This window comes from Streptomyces sp. NPDC003032 (genome assembly GCF_053591415.1).
On record NZ_JBSFTT010000001.1, the window covers coordinates 24928 to 38876 of the forward strand.

Genomic DNA, 13949 nt, shown 5'->3' on the forward strand with positions numbered 1-13949 from the left:
CACTGCCGAACGGTATCCGCGCCGATACGCTACGGGTCAGTAGCCAGCCGTAAGCCGCCATACGCACCTTTGAGCAGGCAGGGAGCCGCATCCCTATGTCCGAGATCGACATCCATACGACCGCCGGAAAGCTCGCGGACCTCCAGCGCCGCATCGAGGAGGCGACGCACGCGGGATCGGCCCGCGCGGTCGAGAAGCAGCACGCCAAGGGGAAGTTGACGGCGCGTGAGCGGGTCGAGCTGCTGCTCGACGAGGGCTCCTTCGTCGAGTTCGACGAGTTCGCCCAGCACCGCTCGACCCAGTTCGGCCTGGAGAAGAACAGGCCGTACGGCGACGGCGTGGTGACCGGTTACGGCACCGTCGACGGCCGCCCCGTGGCGGTGTTCTCGCAGGACTTCACGGTCTTCGGCGGCGCGCTCGGCGAGGTCTTCGGCCAGAAGATCGTCAAGGTCATGGACTTCGCGCTGAAGACCGGCTGCCCGGTCATCGGCATCAACGACTCCGGCGGCGCCCGCATCCAGGAGGGCGTGATGGCCCTCGGCATGTACGGCGAGATCTTCCGCCGCAACACGCACGCCTCCGGTGTGATCCCGCAGATCAGCCTCGTCGTCGGCCCGTGCGCGGGCGGCGCGGTGTACTCCCCCGCCATCACCGACTTCACGGTGATGGTCGACCAGACCTCGCACATGTTCATCACCGGACCCGACGTCATCAAGACGGTCACCGGCGAGGACGTCGGCTTCGAGGAGCTCGGCGGCGCCCGCACCCACAACGCGACGTCGGGCGTGGCGCACCACATGGCGGGCGACGAGAAGGACGCCATCGAGTACGTCAAGTCCCTCCTGTCGTACCTGCCGTCGAACAACCTCAGCGAGCCGCCCGCGTTCCCCGAGGAGGCGGACCTGGACCTCACCGACGAGGACCGCGCCCTCGACACGCTGATCCCGGACAGCGCGAACCAGCCGTACGACATGCACGGCGTGCTCGAACACGTCCTGGACGACAGCGAGTTCTTCGAGACGCAGCCGCTGTTCGCGCCGAACATCCTCACCGGCTTCGGCCGCGTCGAGGGCCGCCCGGTGGGCATCGTCGCCAACCAGCCGATGCAGTTCGCCGGCTGCCTGGACATCGACGCCTCCGAGAAGGCCGCGCGCTTCGTGCGCACCTGTGACGCCTTCAACGTGCCGGTCCTGACCTTCGTGGACGTGCCGGGCTTCCTGCCGGGCGTCGAGCAGGAGCACACGGGCATCATCCGCCGCGGCGCGAAGCTCATCTACGCCTACGCCGAGGCGACGGTCCCGCTCATCACGATCATCACGCGCAAGGCCTTCGGCGGCGCGTACGACGTCATGGGCTCCAAGCACCTGGGCGCCGACCTGAACCTCGCCTGGCCGACCGCGCAGATCGCGGTGATGGGCGCGCAGGGCGCGGTCAACGTCCTGCACCGCCGCACCATCGCCGCGGCCGGCGACGAGGAGGCCCAGGAGGCGGCGCGGGCGCAGCTGATCCAGGAGTACGAGGACGCGCTGCTCAACCCGTACACCGCGGCCGAGCGCGGCTACGTCGACGCCGTGATCATGCCGTCGGAGACGCGGTCGCACCTCGTGCGCGGGCTGCGTCAGCTGCGTACGAAGCGGGAATCCCTCCCTCCGAAGAAGCACGGCAACATCCCCCTCTAGCCCCGAGCCCTAGGGAGCGGTCATGATCAAGGTCGTACGGGGCAACCCGACCCCGGAGGAGCTGGCCGCCGCACTGGCGGTGGTCCAGGCGCGCGCCGCGGCGGTGGCGAACCAGCCGTCCGGCGCGCTCGCGCCGCCCGACGCGTGGGCCGACCCCGCGCGGGTGGCCCGCCACCGGCTGCCGGCGCCCGGTCCCACGACGTGGGGCCGCACGTACTGGCCCGCCTAGCCGCCTCGGGCCGGGGAACTTGAGTACGCGTACTCAGGCGCCCCCGGCCCGCCCGGCCGCAGGATCGGAGCCATGCTGTGGTCGGACCCGGAGAACAACCCGCCCAAGGACATGCGGGACATGCAGGCGAAGATGCGCCGTGCCGGCCTCGTCCTCGCCCTGGCCATGGTGGTGGCGATGCTCGTGCTCGGCATCCACTGAGCCGCGGGCGCGCGGCGTCAAGCGCTCGCTAGGCTGGCCGCATGAGTGATCAGCCACGCCGTGTCGTGCTCGCCTCGCAGTCCCCCGCCCGTCTCGGCCTGCTCCGGCAGGCGGGTCTCGCCCCCGAGGTGATCGTCAGCGGCGTCGACGAGGACAAGGTCTCCGCGCCGACCCCCGCCGAGCTGGCCCTCGCCCTGGCCGAGGCCAAGGCCTCCGTGGTCGCCGCGCGGCCCGAGGCCAAGGGCGCCCTGGTCATCGGCTGCGACTCGGTCCTGGAGCTGGACGGCCGGGCGCTCGGCAAGCCCGCCGACGCCGAGGAGGCGACCGCCCGCTGGAAGTCCATGCGCGGCCGCGCGGGCGTCCTGCAGACGGGCCACTGCGTCTATGACACCGCTTCCGGCAGGTACGCGTCGGCGACGGCGTCGACCGTGGTCCGCTTCGGCGAGCCCTCCGACGAGGAGATCGCCGCGTACGTCGCGAGCGGCGAGCCGCTGCACGTGGCGGGGGCGTTCACGCTGGACGGCCGCTCGGCGCCGTTCATCGACGGCATCGAGGGCGACCACGGCAACGTCATCGGCCTCTCCCTGCCGCTGCTGCGCCGCCTGCTCGGTCAACTGGGCGTGGGCATCACGCAGTTGTGGGCGTAGTCCGGGCCGCCCTGTCGTACGCCACGAGCGGCAGGACGACCAGGCCGAGTACGACCATCATGAACGCGAACGCGGGCCAGCCCACCAGGCCGACACAGAAGGCGCCGAGCACCCCGTGCACGACGGCGCAGCTGATCAGCAGCAGGCGCCCGAAGCGGCCGGGTGCGCGGTCACGGGCGCCGGTGAGGGCCAGGATGGCGCCGCACAGAGCGAGATAGCCGCCGAAGAGGAGCCCGGCGATCCAGGTCGATACGGTCATCGCGTGCGGGTCGAGGCCGGCCAGGGACATGTCCTGCTTGTCGACGACGAGACCGAGGAACCAGTTGAGGAGCGCGATGCCGACCGCCTCCGCGAGGAGAACGATCGCGCCCAGCCAGGCCACCGGTCTGCGCGCCACGGCGCCCACCCTCTTTCCGTTCCGCTGCTGTTACCCCTAGTACGGTCGAGCCATCGCGAAGGCTACATGGGGGCACCCCCTGCTCGTTCAGAGCTTGGGGGAGGGTAAAACACGGGACAAGGGGCCCTGCCGCAGGCAAAGAATCATTGGGCCATTCGTAGGGACTCGACAAAGAATGCCGCTTCGCCGCAGCGCGGCCTCACAGAGACCTTGGCCACACCGGAGAGCTAGGCTTCCGGGCAGGGACCTTGCGTACCGTGGTACGACAAGGGTTTTCGCGGACCGAGCGGGCCTCGCATCACACTCCGTGTGGGCAAGCTCACCCTTGGGGACGGGTCGTAAGGCCGTGTCGGCAGTCCCTAAACTCGGCTTGTTTCAAGGAGGGAGCCATCGTGCGCAAGGTGCTCATCGCCAACCGTGGCGAAATCGCTGTCCGCGTTGCTCGGGCATGCCGGGATGCAGGGATCGCGAGCGTAGCCGTCTACGCAGACCCCGACCGGGACGCTCTGCACGTCCGGGCGGCCGATGAGGCGTTCGCGCTGGGCGGTGACACTCCGGCCACCAGCTACCTGGACATCTCCAAGGTGCTGGCGGCGGCCAAGGATTCAGGGGCGGACGCGATCCACCCCGGTTACGGCTTCCTTTCGGAGAACGCCGACTTCGCGCAGGCCGTCATCGACGCGGACCTGATCTGGATCGGCCCGCCACCGCAGGCCATCCGTGACCTCGGCGACAAGGTCGCCGCGCGGCACATCGCGCAGCGCGCCGGTGCCCCGCTGGTCGCGGGCACGCCCGACCCGGTCTCCGGTGCCGAGGAGGTCGTCGCCTTCGCCGAGGCCAACGGCCTGCCGATCGCCATCAAGGCGGCGTTCGGCGGTGGCGGGCGCGGCCTCAAGGTCGCCCGCACCCTCGAAGAGGTCCCGGAGCTGTACGACTCCGCGGTGCGCGAGGCCGTGGCGGCCTTCGGCCGCGGCGAGTGCTTCGTGGAGCGCTACCTCGACAAGCCGCGGCACGTGGAGACCCAGTGCCTCGCCGACAAGCACGGCAACGTGGTGGTCGTCTCCACCCGTGACTGCTCGCTGCAGCGCCGCCACCAGAAGCTCGTCGAGGAGGCGCCCGCGCCGTTCCTGTCCGACGCCCAGGTCGCGGAGTTGTACGCCTCGTCCAAGGCCATCCTGAAGGAGGCCGGCTACGTCGGCGCGGGCACCGTGGAGTTCCTCGTCGGCGCGGACGGGACCATCTCCTTCCTGGAGGTCAACACCCGCCTCCAGGTGGAGCACCCGGTCACCGAAGAGGTCGCCGGCATCGACCTGGTCCGCGAGATGTTCCGTATCGCCGACGGCGAGGAACTGGGCTACGACGATCCGCAACTGCGCGGCCACTCCTTCGAGTTCCGCATCAACGGCGAGGACCCGGGCCGCAACTTCCTGCCCGCGCCCGGCACGGTGACGAAGTTCGAGGCCCCCTCCGGTCCCGGCGTCCGCCTGGACGCGGGCGTCGAGTCCGGCGCGGTCATCGGCCCGGCCTGGGACTCGCTCCTGGCCAAGCTGATCGTGACCGGGGCGACGCGCGAGCAGGCGCTGCAGCGTGCCGCGCGGGCTCTGGCGGAGTTCAACGTCGAGGGCATGGCCACGGCCATCCCGTTCCACCGCGCCGTCGTCAAGGACCCGGCGTTCGCGCCCGAACTGACCGGCTCCACCGACCCGTTCACGGTCCACACCCGGTGGATCGAGACCGAGTTCGTCAACGAGATCCCGGCCTTCACCGCGCCCGCCGCGGACGCCGAGGCCGACGAGGAGCCGGGCCGCGAGACGGTCGTCGTCGAGGTCGGCGGCAAGCGTCTTGAGGTCTCTCTGCCGTCCTCCCTGGGCATGACGATCGCGCGCACGGCGGCGGCGGGCGGCGCCCGCCCCAAGCGCCGCGCGGCGAAGAAGTCCGGCCCGGCCGCTTCGGGCGACACCCTCGCCTCGCCCATGCAGGGCACGATCGTCAAGGTCGCGGTCGAGGAGGGCCAGGAGGTCAACGAGGGCGACCTCGTCGTCGTCCTGGAGGCCATGAAGATGGAACAGCCCCTGAACGCGCACCGCTCGGGCACGATCAAGGGCCTCACGGCGGAGGTGGGCGCGAGCCTGACCTCCGGTGCGGTGATCTGCGAGATCAAGGACTGATCCGGGGCTCCGCCCCGGATTCGCTCCTCGAACGCCGGTCGGGTATCAACGCCCGTCCGGCGTTCGAGGACGAACGCGGCGAAGCCGGTGACCGCCGGGAAGAGGCGTACGTTCACGAAGGGCGCGGGCATGACGACCGGCACGGACCCCCAGGCCAGAGCACAGCCCTCCGCGCGCGCCATGCGGGCCGACGCACGCAGGAACTACGACCGGCTGCTCGCGGAGGCCCGCGCCGCCTTCGCCGAGCACGGCACGGGCACGTCCCTGGAGGACGTGGCGCGCCGCGCGGGCGTCGGCATCGGCACGCTCTACCGGCACTTCCCCAACCGGCACGCGCTGATGAGCGCGGTCTGGGAGGACGCGGTGAGCGATCTCCTCGCGCGCTCACGCGCACTGCTCGACGACCCGCAGCCCTGTTCGGCGCTGGTGACGTGGCTGCGCGCCATCGTCACCCACGCCGGTGAATACCGCGGCCTGTCCAGCGCGCTCATGTCGGCGTCGCACGACGACACTTCGGACCTGGCGCGGTGCAGCAAGCCCATGCGCGAGGCGGGCGCGGCGCTGCTCGCCCGCGCGCAGGAGGCGGGGGCCGTGCGGCCCGACGTCTCCATCTCCGACCTGCTGCAGCTGACCAACGCGATCTCGCTGGCGGCCGAGGAGACACCGGACGACCCGGAGCTGGCCGACCGCCTGCTCACGCTGACCCTGCGGGGCCTGAAGGCCGACGGACGGACAGCGGCGTAACGCCCCTGCCGCCCCGCCCGGCGGCCTCAGCGGCGGCGCAGATCCGCGACGCGCGCGGTCCGCTCCCCCGGCGGCTGCTCCCCGAGGAGCGCGCTGCGCAGCTGCTGGCCAGGACCCGCCCCGTGGTTGCGACGCTGACCCGGCAGGGGCACGTCCCGGCGCGGCTGGCGCCCCGTCGGAACGGAGTCGACACCGGGTCCCGCGCTAGGGCCGGCGGAGCCGCCCGTCACCGCGATCTGCACGCCCTGGTCGGCCAGGGCCTGCAGTTCCGTGGCCGCGCGGTCGTCGTGCCCCGGTGGCTCGTCCGTGACCAGGCGGGTGATGACGTCCGTCGGCACCGTCTGGAACATGGTGTCGGTGCCGAGCTTGGTGTGGTCGGCGAGGACCACGACCTCGGCCGCCGCCTGCACCAGCGCGCGGTCCACGCTCGCGGAGAGCATGTTGGACGTGGAGAGGCCGCGCTCGGCGGTCAGACCACTGCCCGACAGGAACGCGCGCGACACCCGCAGCCCTTGCAGGGACTGCTCGGCCCCGCTGCCCACGAGGGCGTAGTTGGAACCGCGCAGGGTGCCGCCGGTCATGACGACTTCCACCCGGTTGGCGTGGGCCAATGCCTGTGCCACCAGCAGGGAATTGGTGACGACGGTCAGACCGGGTACCCGCGCGAGCCGTCGGGCCAGCTCCTGCGTGGTCGTACCCGCCCCGACGACGATGGCTTCGCCTTCTTCGACGAGACCCGCCGCGAGATCGGCGATGGCCGTCTTCTCGGCGGTCGCGAGATGTGATTTCTGCGGAAAGCCGGACTCCCGCGTGAATCCGCCCGGCAATACCGCACCGCCATGTCTGCGGTCGAGGAGTCCTTCTGCCTCCAGCGCGCGCACGTCCCGCCGTACGGTCACTTCGGAGGTCTGGACGACGCGGGCGAGCTCACGGAGCGATACCGCTCCGTTGGCCCGCACCATTTCGAGGATCAATTGGCGACGTTCTGCAGCGAACACGAAACTGACAGTAACCCCAACGACCGTCTGCTTTCAGCAGTTTGCGCCGAATTACAGAAGTTGTTCGCACGGCAGGGGTGGGAGTGGTATAGATGCGTATCCGCTCAGCCTATGCCGCGCGAATGGGCGACAACAGTGCGTGACCTGCGAAGTGTTGATTCAGGCCGCCGCCCCGATCAGCCCTCGCCCGCCGTCTTCCGGGTGTGGAGTTGGCGCGCCACCTCGGCGATCGACCCCGAAAGGGACGGGTAGACGGTGAACGCTTTCGCGATCTGCTCGACCGTCAGATTGTTGTCGACCGCGATCGAGATGGGGTGGATCAGTTCCGAGGCGCGCGGCGCGACGACCACGCCGCCGACCACGATGCCCGTACCCGGACGGCAGAAGATCTTGACGAAGCCGTCACGGATGCCCTGCATCTTCGCGCGGGGATTGCGCAGCAGCGGCAGCTTCACCACGCGCGCGTCGATCTTGCCCCCGTCGACGTCGGCCTGGCTGTAGCCGACGGTCGCGATCTCCGGGTCCGTGAAGACGTTCGCCGACACGGTCTTCAGGTTCAGCGGCGTCACGGCGTCGCCCAGGAAGTGGTACATCGCGATGCGCCCCTGCATGGCGGCGACGGAGGCGAGCGCGAAGACCCCGGTGACGTCACCGGCGGCGTACACACCCGGAGCGGACGTCCTGGACACCTTGTCGGTCCAGATGTGCCCGGAGTCCTTGAGCTTGACCCCGGCCTCCTCCAGGCCCATGCCACTGCTGTTCGGGATGGCGCCGACGGCCATCAGACAGTGCGTACCGGAGATGACGCGCCCGTCGGCGAGCGTGACCTCGACGCGGTCGCCCACGCGCTTGGCGGAGGCGGCGCGGGAGCGGGACATGACGTTCATACCGCGCCGCCGGAAGACGTCTTCCAGGACGGCGGCGGCGTCCGGGTCCTCACCGGGCAGCACGCGGTCACGGCTGGACACCAGGGTGACGTTCGAACCGAGCGCCTGATAGGCACCGGCGAACTCGGCGCCCGTGACACCCGAGCCGACCACGATGAGATCCTCGGGCAGCTCGTCGAGGTCGTACACCTGGGTCCAGTTGAGGATGCGCTCGCCGTCGGGCAGGGCGTCCGGGACCTCGCGCGGGTGGCCGCCGGTGGCGATGAGCACGGCGTCCGCGACGAGGGTCTCCTCGCTGCCGTCGGCGGCCCGCACCACGACCTTCCGCGAGCCGTCGATGTCCTGCTGGCCCTCCAGGCGGCCCCGGCCGCGCAGCACGCGCGCGCCCGCACGCGTGACGGACGCGGTGATGTCGTGGGACTGCGCGAGCGCGAGGCGCTTCACACGGCGGTTGACCTTGCCCAGGTCGACGCCGACCACGCGCGCGGGGCTGTCGATGTGCGGGGTGTCGTCCGCGACGATGATCCCCAGCTCCTCGTACGAGGAGTCGAAGGTGGTCATCACCTCGGCCGTGGCGATCAGGGTCTTCGACGGCACGCAGTCGGTCAGCACCGACGCCCCGCCCAGACCGTCGCAGTCGACGACGGTCACCTCCGCGCCGAGCTGGGCGGCCACCAGGGCCGCCTCGTATCCGCCGGGTCCGCCGCCAATGATCACGATCCGAGTCACGTCCTCCATTGTCCCGCACGCTTGGAGGTACGGACGCGCCGGGGCCCACCGTCCGTGCGAGCGCTCCCGTCCGGGCGGTCCTCCCGCCACAGGACCTGCGTCCTTGATTGCTGCCGTACCCTCGACGTCATGTCGCTCTACGCCGCGTACGCCGGCAATCTGGATCCGCGGCTCATGTCACGCCGCGCCCCGCACTCACCGCTGCGCGCGACCGGCTGGCTGACCGGCTGGCGGCTCACCTTCGGCGGGGAGCACATGGGGTGGGAGGGCGCCCTCGCGACGCTCGTCGAGGCGCCACGCTCCCAGGTCTTCGTCACGCTCTACGACATCGCCCCCATGGACGAGGACTCCATGGACCGGTGGGAGGGCGTGGGCCTGGACATCTACCGGCGCATGCGGGTCCGCGTGGACACCCTGGAGGGTGAGGAGCCCGCATGGGTGTACGTCCTCAACGGGTACGAGGGTGGCCTTCCGTCCGCTCGCTATCTGGGCGAGCTGGCGGACGCGGCGGAGTCGGCGGGCGCGCCGCACGACTACGTGATGGAACTCCGTAAAAGGCCCTGCTAGCAGTCTCCGAGCGCCTCCTCACGGGTCTCTCGTCGGAAACGACAAGACAACAATCAAAATCCCGTGAGCATCGTCATCTACGCGCGTAGGCCGCGACCGGCTACTCTCGTCCGCGTGAACGCTTCAGTTATTCCGGACGACATCCAGGGCGACCCGTACGCCGCCGCCGACGCCGCCGCCGCGCGCCTGCGTGAGCTGACGGGCGCCGAGACCCATGACGTCGCCCTCGTGATGGGCTCCGGCTGGGCGCCGGCCGTCGACGCGCTGGGCGAGCCCGACGCGGACTTCGCCGTCACCGAGCTGCCCGGCTTCCCGCCGCCGGCGGTCGAGGGGCACGGCGGCCGCATCCGCTCCTTCCAGATCGGCGACAAGCGCGTGCTGGTCTTCCTGGGCCGCACCCACTACTACGAGGGCCGTGGCGTGGCCGCCGTCTCGCACGGCGTCCGCACCGCCGTGGCCGCCGGCTGCAAGACGATCGTGCTGACCAACGGCTGCGGTGGTCTGCGCGAGGGCATGCGTCCCGGGCAGCCGGTGCTGATCAGCGACCACCTCAACCTCACGGCGACGTCGCCGATCGTCGGCGCGAACTTCGTCGACCTCACGGACCTCTACTCCCCGCGCCTGCGCACCCTCTGCAAGGAGATCGACCCCTCCCTCGAAGAGGGCGTCTACGCGCAGTTCCCCGGCCCGCACTACGAGACGCCGGCGGAGATCCGCATGGCCCGCACGATCGGTGCGGACCTGGTGGGCATGTCCACCGTCCTCGAGGCGATCGCCGCGCGCGAGGCGGGTGCGGAGGTGCTCGGCATCTCCCTGGTCACGAACCTTGCCGCGGGCATGACGGGTGAGCCGCTGAACCACGAGGAAGTCCTCCAGGCGGGCCGCGACAGCGCTACGCGCATGGGCGAACTCCTGGGCAAGGTCCTCAACCGGATCTGACGGGCTCTGACGGGGACGTCTCGGACCGGTCCCCCTCCAGTACCCCGCGTCCCGCCCAGGTTCTCCGGCGCTCCGCGCCAGGGTCTCCCACCCACCCACCCGTTTACCCCGCGTCGACGGGTGGGGGTAGGGGCTCGGGGGCCAGACCCGCGTCCCGGGGTGGGGGCACGTTTACCCCGCGTCGGCAAGTGGGGGGTAGAGACGTGAGGGAGGAGGTAAACCCGTGTCTGGGAATGAGGGCACGTTTGCCCCGCGTTCCGGCTGAAGCCGCTATTGGGGGCGAGGCACGACCGCCCGCCCCACGGTGGACCCGCCCACCGTCCCGCAGCCCGAATCGAGACGCGAGGGGACGTGCCGGTATGTATGTCCGCCCGGAGCACGTCGCCTACAGCCCAGGGCGCCGAAGCAGACGGGCGCCGAGGCCAAGATAGCGAGGACGGACATACCGGCGCGGCCCCGCCCCAAGACCAACCGGGGGTATGCATACCCCCGGGCACCTGGCCCTAGGCACCTGGCCCCCGGAGCACCTGACCCTCGGGCACCTGCCCCCCGGCCCCGGGGCCAGACGCAGCAAAACAGCTAAAGCGACGCCGCAACGAGAGGCTGACGACACGTGCAGGACAACTCCGAACTCATCGCGCGAGCCCAGTCCTGGCTGGCCGAGGACCCGGACCCCGAGACCCGCGAAGAGCTGGCGAAGCTCATCGACGCCGAGGACACCGCCGAGCTGACCGCACGTTTCGCCGGCACCCTCCAGTTCGGCACCGCGGGCCTCCGCGGCGAGCTGGGCGCGGGCCCCATGCGGATGAACCGCTCCGTGGTCATCCGCGCGGCAGCCGGCCTCGCCGCGTACCTCAAGGCCAACGGTCAGCCCGACGGACTGGTCGTGGTGGGCTACGACGCCCGCCACAAGTCCGCCGACTTCGCCCGCGACACCGCCGCCGTGATGACCGGCGCCGGGCTCCGCGCGGCCGTCCTGCCCCGCCCCCTCCCCACCCCCGTACTCGCCTTCGCCATCAGGCACCTCGGCGCGGTCGCGGGCGTAGAGGTGACGGCCAGCCACAACCCCCCGCGCGACAACGGCTACAAGGTCTACCTCGGCGACGGCTCCCAGATCGTCCCGCCCGCGGACGCGGAGATCGCAGCCGAGATCGACGCGATCACGTCGCTCCACGACGTCCCCCGCCCCGACTCCGGCTGGGAGACCCTCACGGACGACGTCCTGGAGGCCTACCTGGCCCGTACGGACGCCGTCCTGTCCCCCGGCTCCCCCCGCACCGCCCGCGCCGTCTACACGGCGATGCACGGCGTCGGCAAGGACACCCTTCTCGCGGCGTTCGCCCGCGCCGGTTTCCCCGCCCCGGTCCTCGTCGCCGAGCAGGCCGAGCCGGACCCGGACTTCCCGACGGTCGCGTTCCCGAACCCGGAGGAGCCGGGCGCGATGGACCTGGCCTTCGCGACGGCGGCCCGCACGACCCCCGCCCCCGACCTGATCATCGCCAACGACCCGGACGCGGACCGCTGCGCCGCGGCGGTCAGGGACGGAGACGGCGACGGCGACGGCGACGGCGCGAACTGGCGCATGCTCCGGGGCGACGAGGTCGGGGCCCTCCTCGCCGCGCACCTGGTGAAGCGCGGCGCCCACGGCACGTTCGCCGAGTCGATCGTCTCCTCGTCCCTCCTCGGCCGGATCGCCGAGAAGGCGGGTCTCCCGTACGAGGAGACGCTCACCGGCTTCAAGTGGATCGCCCGCGTCGACGGCCTGCGCTACGGCTACGAGGAGGCGCTCGGCTACTGCGTCGACCCCGAGGGCGTACGCGACAAGGACGGCATCACGGCCGCGCTCCTCCTGACCGAACTCGCGTCCGAGCTCAAGGAAGAGAACCGCACCTTCCTGGACCTCCTCGACGACCTCGCCCTGGAGCACGGCCTGCACGCCACCGACCAGCTGTCGGTCCGCGTGGAGGACCTGTCCCTGATCGCGGACGCGATGCGCCGCCTGCGCGAGCAGCCGCCGACGGAGCTGGCGGGGCTGCCCGTGACGAAGGCGGAGGACCTGACGCGCGGCACGGACACGCTGCCGCCGACGGACGGTCTGCGCTACACGCTGGACGGCGCCCGCGTCATCGTGCGCCCGAGCGGCACGGAGCCGAAGCTCAAGTGCTACCTCGAAGTGGTCGTTCCACTGTCGTCGAAGCCGGAACTCCCGGCGGCGCGCGCCAGGGCGACGGAGCTCCTCGCAGCGATCAAGCGGGACCTGTCCGCGGCAGCGGGCATCTGAGCCACGCCAAGGCCCTGCTTCAACAGGCACTGAACCCGGCAGGCACTGAACCCAACGGGCAATGGCCCCAACAAGCACTGAAAAAGGCACCGCCAAGCACTGAAAAGGCACCGCCGGGCCACGCCACCCACCCCATCCGGGTGATTCCACTACCGCAGTTGCCGTAGCGACACGATGCGCTGCCGGTCTCCCAGGAAGGGACGACCGGTAGCGCACGTTCACGTTCCGGGAGCTGCCGCAGTGCCGTACGGACCGATCCCCTCGACCACCGCCGCCTCCGCGCCTCCCACGGTCCCGACATCCCGGCGCCCCCTCACCGCCGCACCGCCGCCCCCCGGCCTCCGCCGACGCGCGGCCCGCGCCCTGCGTCACGCCGCCCCGGCGCTGCTCGCGTACGCGGCCGTACGCGTGCTCGGCCTGCTGGTCTTCGTTCCGTGGGCGCACAGTGAGCGCCGCGGGGTGCGGCATCTGCTGATGGAGTCCTGGGACTGCGACTGGTACCTGCGGATCGCCTCGCAGGGGTACGCGCACACGCTGGGCACCGCGTACGACGCGAACAACCTGGCGTTCTTCCCGCTGTACCCGCTGCTCGTCCGGGCCGGTGACGCCCTCGTCCCCGCCCTACCGCGCGGCGCGGTGGGCCTGGGCGTCTCGCTGCTCTGCTCGTTCCTCGCGGCGTGGGGGATCTTCGCGGTGGGCGACCGGCTGTACGGCCGCCGGGCCGGGACCGTCCTCGCCGTGCTCTGGGGCAGCCTGCCTGTGGCGCTGGTGCAGTGGATGGGCTACACCGAGTCCCTCTTCACGGCGCTCACCGCGTGGTCGCTGTACGCGGTGCTGAGCGGCCGGTGGCTGTGGGCGGGGTCCCTGGCCGCGCTGGCGGGCCTCACCCGGCCCACGGGGGTGGCGCTGGCGGCGGCGGTCTCCGTGACGGCGCTGCTCGCGCTGAGGCGCGGTTTCGCGCCGCGGCCGCTCCTGGGCGCCCTCCTGGCTCCCCTGGGCTGGCTCGCGTACGTGACCTGGGTGGGCCTGCGCCTCGGCCGCTGGGACGGCTACTTCGCCGTACAGAAGCTGTGGCACAACAAGTGGGACGGCGGCGTCGAGACGGTCCGCCGTATGCAGGGACTGTTCGTGGTCGAGCGGCCGCCGCTGTTCCTGGTGATGGTGACGGCGGTCCTCCTGGGCTCCCTCATCCTCTACGCCCTCTCGGCAGCGGACCGCCAACCGCTCCCGCTCCTGCTCTTCACGGGCCTGCTCCTGCTGATCGTGCTGGGCAGCAGCGGCGTCTACTTCCCCCGGGCCCGCTTCCTGCTCCCCGGCTTCCCCCTGCTCCTGCCACTGGCCGCGCCCCTGGCCCGCGCGAGAACACCGGTAATGGCAACACTCCTGACAACAGCCGCATCCGCCTCGGCCGTGCTCAACGCCCACATGCTCCTGGGCTGGCACGGCCCACCGTGAACCGGGCCCGCGCCCGCGCCCGTGTCCC

13 protein-coding genes are annotated in these 13949 nt (G+C 71.3%); 10 read left to right on the plus strand and 3 right to left on the minus strand.

Annotated elements, in window-relative coordinates; translation table 11 throughout:
* The first annotated feature begins 95 nt into the window (after positions 1 to 95).
* The 4 genes from ACWDZ7_RS00145 (at position 96) to ACWDZ7_RS00160 (ending at position 2756) form a co-directional block, all read left to right on the plus strand.
* Positions 96 to 1679 (plus strand): acyl-CoA carboxylase subunit beta, encoded by a 1584-nt coding sequence (locus tag ACWDZ7_RS00145; RefSeq protein WP_451793603.1) that lies wholly within the window; start codon positions 96 to 98, stop codon positions 1677 to 1679.
* 22 nt (positions 1680 to 1701) lie between these two features.
* Positions 1702 to 1908 carry an acyl-CoA carboxylase epsilon subunit gene (locus ACWDZ7_RS00150; protein WP_451514970.1) on the plus strand — a complete coding sequence of 69 codons (207 nt, stop codon included), beginning with the start codon at positions 1702 to 1704 and terminating at the stop codon, positions 1906 to 1908.
* Between the two features lie 72 nt (positions 1909 to 1980).
* Positions 1981 to 2109 (plus strand): morphogenic membrane protein MmpB, encoded by a 129-nt coding sequence (gene mmpB / locus ACWDZ7_RS00155; RefSeq protein ID WP_451514969.1) that lies wholly within the window; start codon positions 1981 to 1983, stop codon positions 2107 to 2109.
* 41 nt (positions 2110 to 2150) lie between these two features.
* Entirely contained in the window at positions 2151 to 2756 is a 606-nt protein-coding gene (locus ACWDZ7_RS00160) for a nucleoside triphosphate pyrophosphatase (RefSeq protein ID WP_451793605.1), read from the plus strand.
* On the opposite strand, the gene ACWDZ7_RS00165 is transcribed toward ACWDZ7_RS00160, so the two are convergent.
* On the minus strand, positions 2737 to 3153 hold the full coding sequence (locus ACWDZ7_RS00165) for a hypothetical protein (RefSeq protein WP_451793606.1): 417 nt from the start codon (positions 3151 to 3153) through the stop codon (positions 2737 to 2739). The genes ACWDZ7_RS00160 and ACWDZ7_RS00165 overlap by 20 nt on opposite strands.
* Positions 3154 to 3545: 392 nt before the next feature.
* Between ACWDZ7_RS00165 and ACWDZ7_RS00170 the strand changes: the two genes are divergently transcribed.
* Both ACWDZ7_RS00170 and ACWDZ7_RS00175 read left to right on the plus strand, forming a co-directional pair.
* Positions 3546 to 5321, plus strand: a complete 1776-nt coding sequence (locus tag ACWDZ7_RS00170) for an acetyl/propionyl/methylcrotonyl-CoA carboxylase subunit alpha (RefSeq protein ID WP_451793607.1) — start codon at positions 3546 to 3548, stop codon at positions 5319 to 5321.
* 180 nt (positions 5322 to 5501) lie between these two features.
* Positions 5502 to 6065 (plus strand): TetR/AcrR family transcriptional regulator, encoded by a 564-nt coding sequence (locus ACWDZ7_RS00175; RefSeq protein WP_451794135.1) that lies wholly within the window; start codon positions 5502 to 5504, stop codon positions 6063 to 6065.
* Between the two features lie 26 nt (positions 6066 to 6091).
* Here the strand turns inward: ACWDZ7_RS00175 and ACWDZ7_RS00180 are convergent, their stop codons facing one another.
* Both ACWDZ7_RS00180 and ACWDZ7_RS00185 read right to left on the minus strand, forming a co-directional pair.
* Positions 6092 to 7063, minus strand: coding sequence for a DeoR/GlpR family DNA-binding transcription regulator (locus ACWDZ7_RS00180; protein WP_451793609.1), 972 nt, complete (start codon positions 7061 to 7063; stop codon positions 6092 to 6094).
* A gap of 176 nt (positions 7064 to 7239) precedes the next feature.
* Entirely contained in the window at positions 7240 to 8688 is a 1449-nt protein-coding gene (locus ACWDZ7_RS00185) for an NAD(P)H-quinone dehydrogenase (RefSeq protein ID WP_451793610.1), read from the minus strand.
* A 120-nt stretch (positions 8689 to 8808) separates the two neighbouring features.
* Here ACWDZ7_RS00185 and ACWDZ7_RS00190 point away from each other — a divergent pair, with 120 nt between their 5' ends.
* The 4 genes from ACWDZ7_RS00190 (at position 8809) to ACWDZ7_RS00205 (ending at position 13921) form a co-directional block, all read left to right on the plus strand.
* Positions 8809 to 9246 carry a gamma-glutamylcyclotransferase gene (locus ACWDZ7_RS00190; RefSeq protein WP_055568517.1) on the plus strand — a complete coding sequence of 146 codons (438 nt, stop codon included), beginning with the start codon at positions 8809 to 8811 and terminating at the stop codon, positions 9244 to 9246.
* A 114-nt stretch (positions 9247 to 9360) separates the two neighbouring features.
* Positions 9361 to 10185 carry a purine-nucleoside phosphorylase gene (locus ACWDZ7_RS00195; RefSeq protein WP_451514963.1) on the plus strand — a complete coding sequence of 275 codons (825 nt, stop codon included), beginning with the start codon at positions 9361 to 9363 and terminating at the stop codon, positions 10183 to 10185.
* 613 nt (positions 10186 to 10798) lie between these two features.
* A complete protein-coding gene (locus ACWDZ7_RS00200) occupies positions 10799 to 12466 on the plus strand; it encodes a phospho-sugar mutase (RefSeq protein ID WP_451793612.1) in 1668 nt (555 codons plus the stop codon).
* A gap of 255 nt (positions 12467 to 12721) precedes the next feature.
* Complete coding sequence (locus tag ACWDZ7_RS00205; protein WP_451794137.1) at positions 12722 to 13921, plus strand: mannosyltransferase family protein; 1200 nt, start codon at positions 12722 to 12724, stop codon at positions 13919 to 13921.
* The last annotated feature ends 28 nt before the right edge of the window (positions 13922 to 13949 follow it).

Coding starts and splice junctions, on each gene's coding strand:
- ACWDZ7_RS00160 (WP_451793605.1), top strand. CDS start 2,151: ATGAGTGATCAGCCACGCCGTGTCGTGCTCGCCTCGCAGTCCCCCGCC.
- ACWDZ7_RS00185 (WP_451793610.1), bottom strand. CDS start 8,688: ATGGAGGACGTGACTCGGATCGTGATCATTGGCGGCGGACCCGGCGGA.
- ACWDZ7_RS00175 (WP_451794135.1), top strand. CDS start 5,502: ATGCGGGCCGACGCACGCAGGAACTACGACCGGCTGCTCGCGGAGGCC.
- ACWDZ7_RS00150 (WP_451514970.1), top strand. CDS start 1,702: ATGATCAAGGTCGTACGGGGCAACCCGACCCCGGAGGAGCTGGCCGCC.
- ACWDZ7_RS00190 (WP_055568517.1), top strand. CDS start 8,809: ATGTCGCTCTACGCCGCGTACGCCGGCAATCTGGATCCGCGGCTCATG.
- ACWDZ7_RS00145 (WP_451793603.1), top strand. CDS start 96: ATGTCCGAGATCGACATCCATACGACCGCCGGAAAGCTCGCGGACCTC.
- mmpB (WP_451514969.1), top strand. CDS start 1,981: ATGCTGTGGTCGGACCCGGAGAACAACCCGCCCAAGGACATGCGGGAC.